The organism is Diaphorobacter sp. J5-51 (genome assembly GCF_001023515.1).
Classification (GTDB): Bacteria; Pseudomonadota; Gammaproteobacteria; order Burkholderiales; family Burkholderiaceae_C; genus Diaphorobacter; species Diaphorobacter nitroreducens.
In genome coordinates, this window is the sequence record NZ_JSYI01000077.1 from 31806 (window position 1) to 47645 (window position 15840).

14 protein-coding genes and 3 pseudogenes are annotated in these 15840 nt (G+C 65.4%); 10 read left to right on the forward strand and 7 right to left on the reverse strand.

What is annotated here, in order from left to right:
- Window positions 1–34 precede the first annotated feature (34 nt).
- The 6 genes and pseudogenes from OX89_RS11030 to OX89_RS19120 all read left to right on the forward strand — a co-directional run.
- On the forward strand, window positions 35–2197 hold the full coding sequence (locus OX89_RS11030; RefSeq protein ID WP_047350651.1) for an ATP-binding protein: 2163 nt from the start codon (window positions 35–37) through the stop codon (window positions 2195–2197).
- 55 nt (window positions 2198–2252) lie between these two features.
- Window positions 2253–2921 carry an RluA family pseudouridine synthase gene (locus tag OX89_RS11035; protein ID WP_011805182.1) on the forward strand — a complete coding sequence of 223 codons (669 nt, stop codon included), beginning with the start codon at window positions 2253–2255 and terminating at the stop codon, window positions 2919–2921.
- A 31-nt stretch (window positions 2922–2952) separates the two neighbouring features.
- On the forward strand, window positions 2953–3735 hold the full coding sequence (locus tag OX89_RS11040; protein WP_047350652.1) for an SDR family NAD(P)-dependent oxidoreductase: 783 nt from the start codon (window positions 2953–2955) through the stop codon (window positions 3733–3735).
- A 109-nt stretch (window positions 3736–3844) separates the two neighbouring features.
- Window positions 3845–5029 carry a beta-ketothiolase BktB gene (gene bktB / locus OX89_RS11045; protein ID WP_011805180.1) on the forward strand — a complete coding sequence of 395 codons (1185 nt, stop codon included), beginning with the start codon at window positions 3845–3847 and terminating at the stop codon, window positions 5027–5029.
- Between the two features lie 149 nt (window positions 5030–5178).
- A pseudogene (locus OX89_RS11050) lies at window positions 5179–5987 on the forward strand (Bug family tripartite tricarboxylate transporter substrate binding protein); the annotation flags it as partial.
- Between the two features lies 1 nt (window position 5988).
- Window positions 5989–6134, forward strand: a pseudogene (locus OX89_RS19120) (tripartite tricarboxylate transporter substrate binding protein); the annotation flags it as partial.
- Between the two features lie 86 nt (window positions 6135–6220).
- Here OX89_RS19120 and OX89_RS11055 read toward each other — a convergent pair.
- The 3 genes from OX89_RS11055 to OX89_RS11065 all read right to left on the reverse strand — a co-directional run bounded on the left by OX89_RS11055 (window position 6221) and on the right by OX89_RS11065 (window position 8156).
- Window positions 6221–6661 (reverse strand): universal stress protein, encoded by a 441-nt coding sequence (locus OX89_RS11055; RefSeq protein ID WP_011805178.1) that lies wholly within the window; start codon window positions 6659–6661, stop codon window positions 6221–6223.
- A gap of 94 nt (window positions 6662–6755) precedes the next feature.
- Entirely contained in the window at window positions 6756–7508 is a 753-nt protein-coding gene (locus OX89_RS11060) for a 2OG-Fe dioxygenase family protein (RefSeq protein ID WP_047350653.1), read from the reverse strand.
- Between the two features lie 135 nt (window positions 7509–7643).
- Entirely contained in the window at window positions 7644–8156 is a 513-nt protein-coding gene (locus tag OX89_RS11065; protein ID WP_047350659.1) for a hypothetical protein, read from the reverse strand.
- A 262-nt stretch (window positions 8157–8418) separates the two neighbouring features.
- On the opposite strand from OX89_RS11065, the gene OX89_RS11070 reads away from it, so the two are divergent.
- A complete protein-coding gene (locus OX89_RS11070; RefSeq protein ID WP_015913270.1) occupies window positions 8419–9426 on the forward strand; it encodes a D-2-hydroxyacid dehydrogenase family protein in 1008 nt (335 codons plus the stop codon).
- Window positions 9427–9510: 84 nt separating this feature from the next.
- Here the strand turns inward: OX89_RS11070 and OX89_RS11075 are convergent.
- From OX89_RS11075 to OX89_RS11090, 4 genes and pseudogenes are all read right to left on the reverse strand, one after another.
- Window positions 9511–10654, reverse strand: a pseudogene (locus OX89_RS11075) (branched-chain amino acid ABC transporter substrate-binding protein).
- Between the two features lie 139 nt (window positions 10655–10793).
- Entirely contained in the window at window positions 10794–11222 is a 429-nt protein-coding gene (locus tag OX89_RS11080) for a hypothetical protein (RefSeq protein WP_047350654.1), read from the reverse strand.
- Window positions 11219–11659, reverse strand: a complete 441-nt coding sequence (locus OX89_RS11085; protein ID WP_011805172.1) for a DNA polymerase III subunit chi — start codon at window positions 11657–11659, stop codon at window positions 11219–11221. Before OX89_RS11085 ends, OX89_RS11080 begins: the two co-directional genes overlap by 4 nt.
- Window positions 11660–11684: 25 nt before the next feature.
- Window positions 11685–13175 carry a leucyl aminopeptidase gene (locus OX89_RS11090; protein WP_047350655.1) on the reverse strand — a complete coding sequence of 497 codons (1491 nt, stop codon included), beginning with the start codon at window positions 13173–13175 and terminating at the stop codon, window positions 11685–11687.
- A gap of 23 nt (window positions 13176–13198) precedes the next feature.
- Here OX89_RS11090 and lptF point away from each other — a divergent pair, with 23 nt between their 5' ends.
- From lptF to OX89_RS11105, 3 genes are read left to right on the forward strand one after another with little or no spacing between them, the layout of a single operon-like run.
- On the forward strand, window positions 13199–14290 hold the full coding sequence (lptF, locus tag OX89_RS11095; protein ID WP_047350656.1) for an LPS export ABC transporter permease LptF: 1092 nt from the start codon (window positions 13199–13201) through the stop codon (window positions 14288–14290).
- Window positions 14287–15396, forward strand: coding sequence for an LPS export ABC transporter permease LptG (gene lptG, locus OX89_RS11100; protein ID WP_047350657.1), 1110 nt, complete (start codon window positions 14287–14289; stop codon window positions 15394–15396). The genes lptF and lptG overlap by 4 nt, the downstream gene beginning before the upstream one ends.
- A gap of 19 nt (window positions 15397–15415) precedes the next feature.
- Complete coding sequence (locus OX89_RS11105; protein WP_015913264.1) at window positions 15416–15799, forward strand: sirohydrochlorin chelatase; 384 nt, start codon at window positions 15416–15418, stop codon at window positions 15797–15799.
- Window positions 15800–15840 lie beyond the last annotated feature (41 nt).

The following is a 15840-nucleotide window of genomic DNA, read 5'->3' on the forward strand; positions in this document are numbered from 1 at the left end:
GTACACTGGCAGGCCTGCGGATTGCCCGATTCCCATGAGCCGCCCCGACCTGTCCCTGCTGTTTCCCGCCGCGGAGCCTGCCTCGTCCCCCCCTGAGCAGCCGGAGCGCCGCGGCCCTCAACGGGCCAGCGGCGACGTGGCCGAGCTGATTGCGCAGCTGCGCGCCTCACAGGCCGAGCTGGAGGCGCAGAACCAGGTGCTGCGCTACAGCCAGGCCGCGGCCGAAAGCGCTTCCGAGCGATTCGAGGCCCTGTTTTCCAGCGTGCCGCTGTCGCTCATGGTGGTGGACGAGCATGACATGGTGGTCCAGGCCAACTCCATGGCACAGCGCTCGTTCCAACCGCGCGAGACGGACCGCCCCCTGACGGCACTGATGCCCTTCGTGAGCGACAGCCACGCGCCGCGTGTTCGCGAGGCTTTCGACCAAGCGCGGGCCGTGGGCACGGCAGAGGCCACGGAGGTTGTGTTCCACATCAGCGAGGGCCGGCACATCACCGGCGACCTGCACATCGCGCGCATCGAGTCGCGCTCCGAGCAGGACGCGCCGCTCACGCAGTTTCTGTGCGCCGTGATCGACCAAGGGCCGCTGCTGGCCGAACGCCAGGCCCTGCAGCGCAGCGCACAGGAGCTGCAGGAGCGCAACGTGCAACTGCACACCAGCGAGCGCCGGCTGGAAGCGGTGATCAACTCCGCGCTCGACGCGATCATCTGCGTGGACCAGCACGAGCGCATCACCGTGTTCAACCCTACTGCAGCGATGCTGTTCCAGTGCGCCACCAGCGACGCGCTGGGCAGCCCGTTGAGCCGCTTTCTGCCCGAGGCCCAGCAGGTGCTGGCGTTCGCGCAACTGACTACGCAGGCGGCGCTGGGGGAGATGACGGCGCTCACGGCATCAGGCCGCGAACTGGCGGTGGAGATCAGCGTGTCGTTCGAGCGCCATGCGGAAGGCGAGACCACCACCGTGTTTGCCCGCGACCTCACGGCCCGCAAGCGCGAAGAAGCCCGCCGCAACGCGCTGGAGGGACAGCTGCGCGAGTCGCACAAGATGCAGGCCGTCGGCACCATGGCCGGCGGCATCGCGCACGACTTCAACAACATCCTGCATGCGATCCTGGGCAACGTGGAGCTGGCCAAAGCCGATTGCCCGCCCGGCACGCCGATGTACGAAAGCCTGCTGGAAATCGACAAGGCCGGCCGGCGCGCCCGCGACCTGGTGCGCCAGATCCTCACCTTCAGCCGCAACGAGCCGCCCAAGCGTGCCGCCGTCACCCTGGCAGAGGTGGTGCACGACACCGAACGGCTGCTGAGGGTCACGCTGCCCCCCGAGATCGAGCTGACCGTGCATGTCCCCCCCGACCTGCCCCCCGTATTGGCGGATGCCACGCAGGTGGAGCAAGCGGTGCTGAACCTGTGCACCAACGCCGTGCACGCCATCGGCAGCCGCCGTGGCCGCATTCGCGTGGATGCTGCGCTGATCCAGCCCGACCAGCGCATGCGCGAGAGCCTGGGCCTGAGCGCGGGCGACTACGTGGCCGTGCGCGTGCATGACAACGGCCCGGGCATGGACGCCGCCACCCAGTCGCGCATCTTCGAACCCTTCTTCACCACCAAGCCCGTGGGCCAGGGCACCGGCCTGGGACTGGCGGTGGTGCACGGCGTGATGCGCACCCACGGTGGTGGCGTGGACGTGCACAGCGCACCCGGCGAGGGCAGCCGCTTCACGCTGTACTTTCCCGTGGCGTCGTACACCATGGTGGCCGCCCTGCCGGAGGTTCCCGCGCCGGTCGCGCCCGCCAGCCCGCCCGCGGTGGCGCCGGCAACAGACCGTCTGCTGCACGTGATGTACGTGGACGACGACCAGGCGCTGGTCTTTCTGGTGCAGCGCCTGCTGCGCCGCAGCGGCTACGAGGTCAGCGGTTTCACCGACCCGCACCAAGCCACAGACGCCCTGCAGGCCCACCCCGAGCGCTACGACCTGCTGGTGACGGACTACAACATGCCGGGCTACTCGGGCCTGGATCTCGTGCGCGCGGCCCGCACCATCCGCAGCGACCTGCCAGTGGCCCTGGCCTCCGGCTATGTGACGGCGGAAATCGAACAGGCCGCGCTGGCCGAAGGCGCACGCGCGCTGATCCACAAGCCCGATGACGTGGAAGAGCTGTGCGCGACCGTGGACCGGCTGGCCCATGGCGGTTGAGTTGACAGCGCCGCAGGCCGTACAGACGGCGGGGGCGCATGCACCTTTGCAGGGTATGCCGGCCAGCCCATCAGAGGGCGTCCGCAGCGTGCACGTGGACGACACGCTGCTGGTGCTGGACAAGCCCTCGGGATTGCTGTGCGTGCCCGGACGGGGCCCCGACAAGCAGGATGCCTTGAGTACGCGTGCCCAGGCGCTGTGGCCCGACGCGCTCATCGTGCACCGGCTGGACCAGCCCACGTCGGGACTTGTGCTCATGGCGCGGGGCGCCGCGATGCAGCGGGCCCTCAGCCACAGCTTCGCCCAGCGGCTGGTGCACAAGCGCTACCGCGCCGTGGTGGCGGGCCGCATGCCGCCGCCCGACCCTGCACACGCGGACGGCTGGGGCGAGATCGCGCTGCCCATCGCGGCGGACTGGGAACGCCGTCCGCTGCGCGTGGTGGATGCCACGCACGGCCAGCCCAGCCTCACGCGTTGGCGCGTGCTGGCGCACGACGCCGCCCGCGACACCACCTCCGTGGAGCTGGAACCCGTCACCGGTCGCACGCACCAGCTGCGCGTACACCTGGCGGCACTGGGCCACCCCATCCTGGGCGACCAGCTCTATGCCGATGCGTCGGTACAAGCCCGCGCACCGCGCCTGTTGCTGCACGCCTGCGTGCTGGAGTTCGCGCACCCGCTGCAGGGTGGCTGGTGCGCGTTTGCCTCGGCACCGCCGTTTTGATCGCCGCGTGCGTGGCCGTTACCATGCCCGCATGACGCAACACCTCTACATCCTCACCGGCGGCTCGCGCGGCATGGGCCTGGCCATGGCACACCAGTTGCTGAAACCCGGCAACACGCTGATCAGCCTGGCGCGCAGCACCTCTGCGCCGTTGTCCACGGCCGTGCCGCAGGGCGCGACGCTGGAGCAATGGAGCGTGGACCTGGCCCAGCCTGCGCAGGCCGCTCAGCGCCTGCGCGAATGGCTGGCCACCCAGCCTGCCAGCCGGTACGCCAGCGCCACGCTGATCAACAACGCCGGCGTGATCCCGCGCATCGCACCGCTGTCGGCATGCGCCAGCCCGCAGGACATGGCCGAGCTGTCCAACGCGCTGCGCGTGGGACTGGAGGCGCCGATGCTGCTGACGGCCGCCTTCCTGGGCGCGACCGAAGGCTGGGCTGCACCGCCCCACTCCGTGGCGCGCAGGGTGCTGAACATCTCTTCGGGGCTGGGGCGTCGCGCCATGGCGTCGCAGTCGGGCTACTGCGCGGCCAAGGCCGGCATGGACCATTTCACGCGGTGCCTGGCGCTGGACGAAGCCGCCAAGCCCCACGGCGCCAAGGTATGCTCGCTGGCTCCCGGTGTGATCGACACCGACATGCAGACCCAACTGCGCGGCGCCAACCCGGCCGACTTTCCGGATGTGCAGAACTTCGCCGCCCTCAAGACGGGCGGCATGCTCACCTCGCCAGACGCCGCGGCTGCCCGCGTGCTCGCCTGGCTGCAGCGTACAGACTTCGGCGCCAACCCCGTGGCCGACGTGCGCGAGGCCTGATGCCGTGCCCCGGCGCAGTGCAACCATTACTATGCATTTTGTAGCTGCTAGCGCTTATCCAATAAGCGCTAGAGCCTGATTTCATTTAAAACCATTACAGGAGAAAACCATGTCCCGTGACGTCGTCGTAGTCAGTGCCGTGCGCACCGCCATTGGCACCTTTGGCGGTAGCCTGAAGGACGTTCCGCCCACCGAGCTGGGCGCGCTTGTGGTGCGCGCGTCGCTGGCTCGCGCGCAAGTGGACGGCAAGGACGTCGGCCATGTGGTGTTTGGCCACGTGGTGAACACCGAGCCCAAGGACATGTACCTCTCGCGCGTGGCGGCCATCCAGGGCGGCTGCGCCGAGGGCACGCCCGCGTTCAACGTGAACCGCCTGTGCGGCTCGGGCTTGCAGGCCATCGTGTCGGCCGCACAGACCATCCAGCTGGGCGATGCCGACGTGGCCATCGGCGGCGGCGCGGAGGTGATGAGCCGCGCACCCTACGCGAGCCTCGCCAGCCGCTGGGGCGCGCGCATGGGCGACTTCAAGATGATCGACATGATGATCGGCGCCCTGCACGACCCCTTCCACAACATCCACATGGGCGTGACGGCCGAGAACATCGCCGCCAAGTGGGGCATCACGCGCGAAGACCAGGACCGCCTGGCCGTGGAGAGTCACAACCGTGCCGAGCGTGCCACGGCAGCGGGCTACTTCAAGGACCAGATCGTCCCGGTCACCCTCAAGAGCAAGAAGGGCGAGGTGCAATACGCCACCGACGAGCACTTCCGCGCCGGCGCGACACTGGACGACATGGCCAAGCTCAAGCCCGTGTTTGCGAAAGACAACGGCACGGTGACGGCGGGCAATGCCTCGGGCATCAACGATGCGGCTGCCGCTGTGGTGCTGATGGATGCCAAGGCAGCGCAGGCCCGCGGCGCAAAGCCTTTGGCGCGCTTGGTGGCCTACGCCCATGCGGGCGTGGACCCGAAGTACATGGGCATCGGCCCCGTGCCCGCGACGCAGTTGGCGCTCAAGAAGGCAGGCCTCACGGTCAACGACCTGGACGTGATCGAGGCCAACGAGGCCTTTGCCGCGCAGGCCTGCGCCGTCACGCGCGACCTGGGCCTGGACCCGGCCAAGGTCAACCCCAACGGGTCGGGCATTTCGCTGGGCCATCCCATCGGCGCCACCGGTGCGCTGATCACCGTGAAGGCACTGCACGAACTGCAGCGCATCCAGGGCCGGTACGCGCTGGTGACCATGTGCATCGGCGGTGGGCAAGGCATCGCGGCCATTTTCGAGCGCCTCTGAGACGCCTCGCCCCGCCCCGCCATCGCCGATGGCGATGGCATGCGCGCGCTTCGGCACGGTGCGGCCCACGATGGCTGGGCCATCATCCAGGCGGGCGCGCGCCAGATGCGCCATGTTCCATACCAGGTTCTCCAGGAGACTTTTTCCCCATGCTTCGTCGACATATCCTTTCTCTTGCCACCCTCGCCTGTGCCTTGGGCGCTATGCCCGCCCATGCCCAGACCAGTGCACCCGCTGCCGGTGCCTATCCCGCCAAGCCCATCCGTTTGATCGTGCCCTTCCCGCCCGGCGGCGGCACCGACATCCTGGCCCGCCTGGTCGCCGCCAAGCTGACGGAAGCCAACAAATGGACCGTGGTGGCCGACAACAAGCCGGGAGCTGGCGGCACCATCGGTATTACCGAGGCGGTGAAGGCCGCTCCCACAGGCTATGACATCGTCATGGGCCAGAAGGACAATCTGGTCATCGGCCCCTGGCTGTACAAGAACCTGCCGTGGGACCCCACCAAGGACCTGACGGCCGTGGCCCACGTGGCGTACACGCCCGTGGTCATCGCCACGAGTGTCAACTCCAAGTACAAATCTTTGGCCGACGTGGTGGCGGCCGCCAAGGCCGCGCCGGGCACCGTCACTTATGGCTCGCCCGGCAACGGCACCTCCATTCACCTGGCGGGCGACCTGTTCGAGAAAGCTGCCGGCATCAAGCTGAGCCACGTGCCCTACAAAGGCTCCAACCCGGCACTCATGGATGCGTTGGCGGGCAATGTGGAACTGCTGGTTTCGTCGCTGCCCTCGGCGATGGGTCAGATCAAGGCGGGCAAGCTGCGCCCGTTGGCGGTCACCTCGGCCAAGCGCAGTTCGTCGCTGCCCGACGTGCCCACGGTGGCCGAGTCCGGCTTCAAGGGCTTTGACGTGAGCACCTGGTACGGCGTGCTGGCGCCGGCAGGCACGCCGCCAGCNTCGCCACCGCGGACATGAAGGCTGCCATCCAGGCGCAAGGCGCAGAGCCGCAGGCCATGTCGCCGGAACAGTTCTCGACCCTGCTCAAGAACGAATACGTGCAGTGGAAGGGTATCGTGGAAGCCTCGGGTGCACGGATTGAGTAACCCGTGCTCGCGGCGCCCCGTTCCGTGACCGGGGCGCGAAAAGACAACGGCTCGCGTTGCGAGCNTGTGGCGACGTACGCCCCGGGTCAATCCCGCACGACCAGCACCGGCACGTGGGCCACGCCCAGCACGCGCTGTGTGACGCTGCCCAACACCAATTTTTCCAGCCCGCGGCGACCGTGCGATCCCATCACGATGAGGTCCGCGCCCGTACTCTCGACGGCGCGCTGGATGCCGTCGTGAATCGCATGCCCCTCGCCTACCATGGTGTTGACGTTGGCGACGCCTGCCTGGGTGACAGCGGCCTTGGCGGCGTCCAGGGCCGTGTTTGCCTCGGCCGTCGCGGCACTGAGGTATTGCGCCTGGCCGTAGGCGAAATCCGCGCCCACCCCCGTGAAGGGATAAGGGTCGATCACGTACAGCGCCGTCACGGCGCTGCCGAAGGTCTTGGCCAGCGCTGCCGCCTTGGCCACGGCCTTCATGGACGTCTCCGAGCCATCGACGGGAATCAGAATGTGCTTGAACATGGAACCTCCTTTTGGTTAGGGTGGCAGGCCTGGAAGGCCCGCAACAACCACGAGTGTGATGCGTACGCGGCGTCCAAGGCTTGATTCGAATCAATTATTGGGACGCATCCCCTTGAAAGCCACCGCCCCGGCAGGTAACCACCAGGGTATCGCGCCAGCCGCCATCTTCGGTGGGCTGGATGGGTGTGGTTTCATGGATCATGCGCGCATCGTCCAGCAGCATGACGGACCAGGGCTCGCTCAAGGTAAACCGCTGTCCATTCGGGCCCGTGGCTTCGAAGATGCGGGTCTCTCCACCCTTGATGCCCTGCCGGCTTACCAGGAACACCGCCACCAGGTCCACGCCGTCGCGGTGCGCGCCTTCGGGTGTCGGACGGCCGATGCCGCCCTCGGTGTCAATGCGGAACTGATGTGCTTCGATGTAGCAGGGTTGAGACGGCTGCCCGCACATCGCTTGCGAGAGGCCCGCAGCCGCCTGCATGAGTTGCCGCCACACCGGTCGAGCCACCGTTTCGTCACGCATGGGCGCAAACCAGCGCTGCAGCCCTCCGTGCAGCGCGTTGTACTCCACCGGCTGCCAGTGCGCGCGGTGCGGTGCTTGTTTCACGGCGGGGCCCTCGACAATGAAGCAGGAGTGGCGCCGCCTGCGGTACCGTCCTCCGTCCTTGAGGTAGTCATCCGGGGCCAGATCCGACCAGTCGGCCGCCAGGGCCTGCAAATCGTTCAAGGCACATCCCACCCATGTCGCTGTGTCCCGGGGTTGCAGCACCGCATAACCCCGGTCACGCAACTGCGCGACGACCTGTGAGGGCGGTGTATAGGGAGGGGAGAACGTCACATGTGCCATAGGCACACAAGCTTAAGGCAACACCGCCGAGCACACGCAGTGTTGGCGCGAAAACTTCGGGAGGGAAATGCCTCCCTTGAAAAGCCTGAACCCTCATCGTGATGCGGCCATCAGATGCCAGGCTTCAGGCCTGCCTCAGCGATCACCGCGCCCGTGGCCTCGGCCGTTGCCGTTGCCTTTTCCATTCCCACGGCCGCGATGGTCATCGTCCCGGTCGCGGCCGTTCCAGTGGCCGCGGCCATCGTCAAACGAACGGCCATCGAACCGGTCGCGGTCATCGCGGAATTTGCCGGGCCGGCGCGGGGGCTCCTTCACGAAATACACGGGTTGACCGCAAGCAGAGTAGCGCGCGCAGTGCTTGGACCAGTTCTTGGCATGGCCCGGCGGCACATACATATAGATGGGCGAACGGGGAACATACACCGCGGGAGGAGCGATCACCACCGGCTGCGGGTACAGCAGCGCAGGCGCGCTGTTGCCGATATCCACGCGGCCGTAGACGCCGGGAGCGATTTGCCCGCCCACCGTGGCGTTGATGTAGGTCTGGGCTGCCACGCCACCGGCGGAGGCTGCCACGGCCAAGGCCATAGCCAAACCGCGGGCCAGTTGGAGGGTTGAGGAGAGGGCGTGAGGCTCGCGGTTTTTCATGGTGATTGCTGATGCCGAAAACAAACTGGTGGAATGCACGGCCATTTGTAACTGCACAAATGGGAAAAAGGCGCAGATACTCTCCGAAAGATGTAAGCAATGGCGTATTCGCCACGGTAATGCGCCTGGTGCCCATCGGTGGAACTACGCTGCACAGGTTTTCTTATCAGCGACAATGATCCATTGAGACCGGCAATGCGCTCCTTTGGAACCATTGCGGAGAAACAAAGCTGCGCCACTGTGTGCGCAGTAAGTGGACAAGATGAACATCGTAATACTCGACGATTACCAGGACGCCGTGCGCAAGCTGCATTGCGCGGCACGGTTGGACCCCTACTCCGCAAAGGTCTACACGAACACCGTCAAGGGGTTGGGGCAGCTATCGGTGCGCTTGCGGGACGCAGATGTCATCGTGCTGATCCGCGATCGCACGCAGATCACGCGCCAACTGGTGGACAAGCTGCCGCGCCTGAAGCTGATTGCCCAGACCGGCCGCGTGGGCGCGCACATTGACCTTGCTGCCTGCACCGAGCGGGGAATCGCCGTCGCTGAAGGCGTGAGCTCCCCCGTTGCGCCAGCGGAACTCACATGGGCTCTCATCATGGCCGCCATGCGCCGTCTTCCCCAGTACATCGCCAACCTCAAGCATGGCGCATGGCAACAGTCGGGCCTGCGTGCCGCATCCATGCCGCCTAACTTCGGGGTGGGCAATGTCCTGCGTGGCAAGACGCTGGGCATCTGGGGCTACGGCAGGATCGGGCAGATCGTGGCAGGTTATGGGCGCGCTTTTGGGATGAACGTGCGCGTGTGGGGGCGGGAAGCCTCACGGGTCCAGGCACTGAGCGACGGCCTGCAGGTAGCGGCCACACGGGCAGAGTTTTTCTCCCAATGCGATGTGGTTTCACTGCATGTGCGTTTGACCGAGGAAACGCAGGGCATGATCACACTAGAGGACCTGTCGTGCATGCGGCCGACGTCCCTTCTCGTCAATACGTCACGTGCCGAGCTCATCGAGCCCGACGCCCTGATCGCCGCATTGAACAGAGGCCGCCCGGGCATGGCTGCTGTGGATGTATTTGAAAGCGAGCCCATTTTGCAAGGCCACGCACTGTTGCGGCTTGAGAACTGTATTTGTACACCGCACATCGGCTACGTCGAACAAGACAGTTACGAGCTCTATTTCGGAGCCGCCTTTGACAATGTGGTGAACTACATCAAAGGCACGCCCTCGAATATCGTCAACCCCGGCGCGCTGCAGGTCCGACGCTGAACGGTTGCTGATATCAAGAGAAAGGGCTCCCCAAGGAGCCCTTTTTTACGAGATCCGCACTCAAGGCGAGGCGGAACAGGTCGATCAGTTCAACGGCGTCTTCTTGCCTTCCTTGTAGGTGTACAGCGTAATGGCCGGGTTCTTCATTTCGCCATTGGGTTCAAACGCAATGTTCGCGGTCACGCCCTTGTAGTTGGACTTGAGCAACTCGGGGATATACACCTTCGGGTCCCAGGAGCCGGCGCGCTTCATAGCGTCCACCAGCAGCATGGTCGCGTCATAGGTGTACGGGCTGTAGACCTGGAACTGGTTGGGGTACTTGGCGTCGTATTTGGCCTTCCAGGCCGTGCCGCCAGGCATCTTGGCCAGGGATGCGCCACCCTCTGCGCAAATCACGTTAGCCAGCGTCTTGGCGCCTGCCGCCAGCTTGGCAATTTCCGTGGTGCATACGCCATCCCCACCGAAATACTTGGTGTTGGCCAAACCCAGTTGCTCCATCTGGCGCAACATGGGACCCGCCTGAGGATCCATGCCGCCGAAGAAGATCGCATCGGGGTTCTTGGCCTTGATGGCCGTCAAAATAGCCATGAAGTCCGTCGCCTTGTCCGTGGTGAACTGTTCGTCCACAACCTTCATGCCTTTCTCGGCTGCCACGCGCTTAAACACGTTGGCAACGCCCTGGCCATAAGCGGTGCGGTCATCCACGATGGCCACGGTCTTCAGCTTCAGGGTTTCCGCCGCGTAAGCTGCCAGTCCAGCACCCAGAGCGTTGTCGTTCGCAATGATGCGGAAGGTGGTTTTGTAGCCGGGGCGCGTCAGGTTGGGGTTGGTTGCGGCGCCAGTGACGTGGGGGATCCCGCAGTCGTTGTAGACCTTGGAAGCAGGAATCGTGGTGCCCGAGTTCAGGTGCCCGACCACCCCCGCGACCTTCGCATCGCACAACTTCTGTGCGGCCGCCGTGCCTTGCTTGGGATCAGCGGCATCGTCCTCCGCCACCAATTCCAGCTTCACCTTCTTGCCACCGATCGTGACGCCCTGGGCGTTCAGCTCTTCAATGGCCATGCGAGCGCCATTTTCGTTGTCCTTGCCGTAGTGCGCCTGGGCGCCGGAGACCGGTGCCACGTGACCAATCTTCACCACCTCTTGACTTCACCACCTCTTGAGCAGCGGCCACACCGGCAACCGCTGCGATCGCAGCAGCCACGGTCATTTTCAACTTCAGTTGCATATGGATCTCCAATTAAGAAAAGCGCTGGAAATATTGTTGTGAACCAACGCGGAGAAACATATCGCAATTTATGTTCCACATCACTAGGGAACACAAGGAGGTTCTGCGAAACGACACAGGGAAATACCCTGACGCAGCATCAATGGCCGCTGCGCTCGCCTGCCAGTTCCTCGGCCACGGCTTCGTAGACGGCCTGCCGCACTACCGATTCCACTTCCTCTCGCAGACGAGGCACCATGGACCGTGTCTGCTCCTGTACCACCACTGCGATCGCCTCGCGCAAACGTTGGTCCAGCACGACGTCCACGCGCTGCATCACGCGATGCACCACGTACTCCTCAAACCCGTAGGGCAGCCCTGCAGGCAGCGGCGCAACCGGCGCGGGAACTGCGAGGGGCGGTGGTGAATGCGGAGCCGCTGGCAAAGGCACAGAGAGCGACGCAGCGGTGGTCGCAGGCCGTGTCACCGGAGGCGACGGACGCGCCGAGCTCCCTTCGGCTTCGGGCATCTGCACCACGTCGGTGAGCGTGGGCACGAATCTGGGAGGTTTCTTGGTGGGTGTTGTCATCCCGCGCTTTCCTTGAGTACCAGATCGTGGCGAACGATGTCATACCCCAGCGCGGCATAGCCGCGCCAGCGCTCCCGCGCGCGCTTCCGATCATCCTCATCCACCTGGCTGACCACCTCCACGACCCGAGCGTACTGCGCAAATCCCTCGGGCAAGACATTTCCCAGGTTGACCAACACGTCCCGATTCGGACTGGTACGAGGGTCTTGCACCAACACGGTGGGAGAGGCACGCAGAATTTCCTCGTCGGCGTCTCCCAGGCAATGGCCGACGAAATCCGAAGGCGCCAACGCCCAGAGCTGGCGATCCAGCCGCAGCAAGGTGTCTGCATCACCCGTGACCGTCACCCGCGCATCCTGCCGGGTGGCTTTTCGCACCAGGCGACAGACATACGCCAGTTTGTCGGGTGCATTGAAGTGGAATGCCACCTGTGTCATGCGGGCACCTTCAACGACATGGCCCTCAAGCCACCGACTTGCGGCTGCGCGTCTTTTGCTTGGGTTTCACGGTACTCACTGTCGCCCGCTCCAGCAGATAGTGCACCAGCAGTCCCACAGGGCGGCCGGTGGCGCCCTTGGCGGCGCCGCCCTTCCAAGCCGTTCCAGCGATGTCCAGGTGCGCCCACGGCGTGTCCCCAACGAAGCGCTGCAGGAACTTCGCGGCGGTGATCGAACCACCGGCCCGGCCTGCCACATTGGCCATGTCGGCAAAATTGCTCTTGAGCCCTTCTGCGTACTCGTCATCCAAGGGCATACGCCAGCAGGGGTCAAGCGCGGCATCGCCTGCCGATAGGAGCTGTTCCGCCAACAGGTCATCGGAGGCAAACAGTCCGCTGCGCAGGCCACCAAGCGCCACCACACAAGCGCCTGTCAATGTGGCAATGTCCACCACGGCGGCTGGCTTGAAGCGTGCCGCGTAGGTCAGCGCGTCGCACAGGACCAAACGCCCTTCTGCGTCTGTGTTGAGGATTTCGATGGTCTGGCCGCTCATGCTCGTCACGACATCGCCGGGCTTGACCGCTTTGCCATCGGGCATGTTTTCGCACGCAGGAATGAGGCCCACCACGTTGATCGCCGGCCGGAGTTCCGCCAGCGCCCGGAACACGCCCAGGACGCTCGCCGCCCCGCCCATGTCGAACTTCATCTCGTCCATCTCCGCCGCGGGCTTCAGCGAGATCCCCCCGGTGTCGAACGTGATGCCCTTGCCCACCAGCACCACGGGAGCCTGCGTGCGGGCCGCGCCGTTGTAGCGCAATTCCACCAGGCGAAGCGGCTGGTCGGACCCTTGAGCCACCGCCAGAAACGCCCCCATGCCCAGCTTGGCCACCTCGGTAGGGCCCAGCACCTGGCACTGGACGCCGGGGTATTTCGCAAGCGTCTTGGCGGCATTGGCCACCAGCGTGGGGGTCGCATGGTTGGCAGGGCGATTAGCCCACTCGCGCGCAAACTCTACACCGGCCGCCACGGCCGTGGCCGTGGCGAACTCCGGCTGCACCGCACCCGCATCGGGCACGCCCAGGGTGACACGCAGCAAGGCACGCGGCTCAGCCTTGGTTTTGGTGGCCGTATAGACATAGCTCCCATCGGCCACCGCACGCACCGCAGCGCCGATGGCGCCCCGCTGGGCCGAGGTTCCAAACACCAGCGCCATGCGCTTGACCGACGGCAACTTGAACGAGGGGGATAAGGCTTGCATGGCCTGGCGCACCGCATGTGCATCGGCCGCACCGCACCCCAGCAGCACAACCCGGCGCGCCGCAACACCGGCGGGGGCGTAGCACTGCAGGAGCTTGCCCGGCTTCACCTCCAGATCGCCTTGCTTGAGCGCATGCGCAACCATGGTCGACAGCACGTCGCTGCCCGGCAGGAAGCCTTCAGGCACCACCACCACCAGCAGGTCGCATTTGTGCGCAGCAGCGGCAGCCAGCGAAAGCGTCTTCAGTTCGAAGTTCATAATCAGCGTTTTCCTTCGAGCCAATGTTATTCGATTCATCCATTCGCAAGGAGCTGGCCCGCACCTTCGGCGCGACCCTGGTGGTTCTGGTCACCGTCGTGATGACCATGATGCTGATCCGTACGCTGGGCCAGGCATCCCGGGGCAGCGTGAACCCTTCCGACGTGATGCTGGTCATGGGTTTCACGGTGCTGGGACAACTGCCCACCATCCTCAGCCTGAGCCTGTTCGTCACGGTGGTGGGGGCGCTGTCGCGCATGTACCGCGACAGCGAGATGGTCATCTGGTTTTCGGCAGGGCGCGGACTGATGAGCCTGCTGGCACCGCTGTTCCGGTTTTCTTGGCCCGTCATGCTGGCCATCGCCGCGCTGTCGCTCGTGGTCTGGCCCTGGGCCAACCGGCAGATCCAGGAGCTCAAGACGCAATACGAGCAGCGCAGCGACGTGGACCGTATCGCGCCCGGGGAATTCCAGGAATCCTCCAATGGGTCACGCGTGTTCTTCATTGACAAGGACGCACCGGATGCCAACTCGGCCAGCAACGTTTTCATTGCCACCAACGAACCCAACCGCGAGACGGTCACCTCCGCGCAAAGCGCTCGCCTGGAGATCCGCAACGGCGAACGCATGGCGCTGTTGAGCAACGGGCAGCGGCTGGAGACGCTGCGGGACAAGCCGGGCCTGCGCGTCAGTGAATTTGCCGAGTACGGCACGCTTGTGGGTGGCGGATCGCAGAACGACCCCGAGGCGGCCTCCATCAAGACCCGCGACACCTGGGAGCTGGTCATCGACCCGCAGCCGCGCCACCAGGCGGAACTGGGCTGGCGCATCGGCATGGCGCTGGCGGCGTTGAACTTCGTCGTCCTGGGCCTGGCGGTGGCCGTCGTCAACCCGCGGGCGGGGCGCAGCACCAGCCTGGTGTTCGCACTGTTCGCCTTCGTCGTGTACTACAACCTCATGACCGTTGGACAGACATGGATCGGCGTGGGCCGGCTGGGCTTGCTACCTTTCATGCTGATGCTGCACGGCGGTACCCTGGCCCTGGGCCTGCTGCTGCTGGCCGCGCGCCACAACCACTGGTCGCTGCGCAGCCTCCTGGGCAGGAGGACGGCATGAAAACCATCCGCCGCTTCATCTACCGCGAAGTCGTCGTGGGCGTGGCCTTCGTCACCCTCGCCTTCCTCGCGCTGTTCTTCTTCTTCGACATGGTGGACGAGCTACGCTGGGTGGGCCGCGCGGGCGCCAATGGCTACCAGCTCTCGCACGCGCTGCTGTTCGTGGCGCTGAGCCTGCCGCAGCACCTCTACGAACTACTGCCCATCACCGTGCTGATCGGCACCATCTTCGTGATGGCACGGTTGGCGCAGAGTTCGGAGTTCACCATCATGCGCACCAGTGGGCTGGGTCCCTGGCGGGCGCTGAGCACGCTGCTGATGCTCGGCTGCGCGTTCGTCATGGTCACAGTCATCGTCGGGGACTACATTGCCCCGGCGAGCGAAAAAGCGGCCTCTCTCGTGAAAGCCCGCCGGCTGGGCCAGATCAGCACTGGCGCCACGGGCGCATGGCTGAAGGAGCGCCAGGGCGACCATTCGATCGCTGTGAATGTGCGCGCCGTGGACCCCAATGGCGCCATGCGCGGCGTGCGGGTGTTCGAGTTCGATGCGCGCGGACGCGTCGCCGCCACCATCCAGGCGGAACAGGCCACCTTCGACGACGCCCGCGATGCGTGGAATCTGCAGCAGGTCCAGCGCACCCTTTTTGAGGCCGAGGCCGATGGCGGCATGCGCGTGTCGCGCCTGCAAGAGCCCACATTGCGTTGGCCCACGCGCATCAGCCCCGACATGGTGGCCGCGTCGCTGCTCAAGCCGGACAAGATGGCGACGATCGAACTGTTCCGCTTCGTGCGCCACCTGGAGGCCAACGGCCAGTCGGCACAGCGCTACGAGATCGAGTTCTGGCGCAAGGTCTTCTACCCCTTGAGCTGCCTGGTGATGGTGGTGCTCTCCCTGCCCTTCGCCTACCTGCATTTCCGCTCGGGGGGCATTGCGGGCTATGTGTTCGGCGGGGTGATGGCGGGCATCAGCTTCTTCCTGCTGAACAATGTGTTCGGCTTCGCGGGCAATCTGCAGAACTGGTCGCCCTGGCTGACCGCGGCCGCGCCGGGCCTGATCTATTCCGTGCTTTCGCTGGCAGCGTTTGGATGGCTGGTATTGAGACGCTAGACCCCTTAGCAGTAGACCCATGACGAACCCTAGTACCAACGGCATCGTGCTGTTCGCGCACGGCTCCCGCGACCCCCTGTGGCGCCTGCCCATGGAGGCGGTGCTCGCGCGCATGCGCGCCGAGCAGCCCGCGCTGGATGTGCGCTGCGCCTACCTGGAGCTGTGCACGCCCGACCTGCCTTCAACGATTGCCGCGATGGCGGCGCAGGGCATCACCCAGGTGGGCATCGTTCCCATGTTCCTCGGCACCGGCCGGCATGCGCGCGAAGATCTCCCCCGCATGGTCGAGGAACTGTCCCAGGCGTTTCCACAGATGCGCCTGCACCTCAGCCCTCCCATCGGCGAGGACGAACGCATGACGGCCCTGATGGCGCGCATTGCCGCCGAAGCATTGGTGCCTTAACAGGCCGTTGAAAAAGTGCTTTTCGAACGCATCAGGGACGC